Genomic DNA, 1,425 nt, shown 5'->3' on the forward strand with positions numbered 1-1,425 from the left:
CGCTAATTACTCTACCTAGTGCCGGTCGTGTCGGCAAGCATCAGGCGGTGGGTGTACCGGGTCGTTGTACGAGCCATAGACTGCGATAAGGACGCAGTTCACGCGGGGCCTTTGCATCCCAAGGAGCATCGGTAAGCAGGTCGTACCAGCCGTCTTCGTCGAGATCGGGCAAGGGCAGTGGCTGACGTTTGTCGGTGACGTTGTAGACCGCGAGCAGGCGGCGTCCATTGGCCAGCGGTCCTCGCTGCACAGCGAAGAGTGTGGGGGGAGTATCGAGAATGTGCTGTTCGACCTCGGGGTGAAAACAGGGCTCTTGGGTACGCAGCCTGAGGCGCCGCCGCAAGGCCATGAACACCTCGCGTGTGGGGGTGTTGCGGCTATCGAGCAGTTCATCTAATGCTTCTTTCTCCCAGCGCCGGCGGTTGATGGTGCGCAATTGTCCGCTGCGCTCGACACCCTCGTGGTCATTGAGCGTAGCGGTCAGGCAGTGGAAATAGATGCCCGGTACGCCCTGTAGCGCGAGCATCAAATGCTGGCTGCACAGGAAACGTTCCACCTGCCAGGGATCGGCGCCGCGACGTGTACCACGTAGCGCATCGAAGTAGGTGATGTTGACCTCGTAAGGCGTGTCCTTGCCATCGGCGTTGGCCTTCATGCTCACATACCCGCCGAAGCGATGCATGAGCTCGAGCATGGCGTCGATCTCGTGGGGCGGTAACAGCCCTTCCAGTGCGCGCACGCCGATCCCGTCATGGCTGGCGGTGAAGTTGAAATAGGTGCAGCCGGGCGGCAACGCGGGAAGGCTGCGTGCCCAGGCTTCCAGCGCCGTGGCATCGCCGCTGGTGAGCGTATGCACCAGCAGTGGCGGCAACGTGAACTGATAGATCATGTGCGCTTCGTCGGGCTGCGCGGGCGCATCCGACGTGGCGTCGTCGAGGCGCTCGAGGCCGAAATAACTCATGTTCTCGCGGTGTGGCACGTTGGTTTCGGTGATCAGCAGCGTGCCGGGGGCGAGGTAGTCGAGCACGGCGCGCAGCAGTCGCACTACGGCATGGGTTTCCGGCAGGTGGATGCACGAGGTGCCGACTTCCTTCCATAGATAGGCGATGGCGTCGAGGCGGATGATGCGCGCCCCCTGTTCCACGTAGTAGAGCATGATGCCGATGAACTCGATGAGCACATCGGGATTGGCGAAGTTGAGATCGATCTGGTCCTCGGAGAATGTCGACCACAGATAGCGTGTCCCGCGGCGCGTGGAAACCGGCACCAGCAGTGGCGAGCTGCGTGGCCGTGTGACCTACGACAGGTCGGTGCTCGGGTCCATCTCGATGAAATAGTCGCGTCCTGGCTGGGTGCCGGCCAGGTAGTCGACGAACCACAGCGATTCCCGCGAGACGTGATTGATGACCAGATCGACCATCAAGT

General features: G+C 61.8%; 1 pseudogene. It reads right to left on the reverse strand.

The annotated features are described in order from the left end of the window. Positions 1-40 precede the first annotated feature (40 nt). A pseudogene (locus OP496_RS17750) lies at positions 41-1,425 on the reverse strand (alpha-amylase family glycosyl hydrolase); the annotation flags it as partial.

Source organism: Chromohalobacter sp. 48-RD10, assembly GCF_029889785.1.
In the GTDB taxonomy this organism is placed as follows: Bacteria; Pseudomonadota; Gammaproteobacteria; order Pseudomonadales; family Halomonadaceae; genus Chromohalobacter.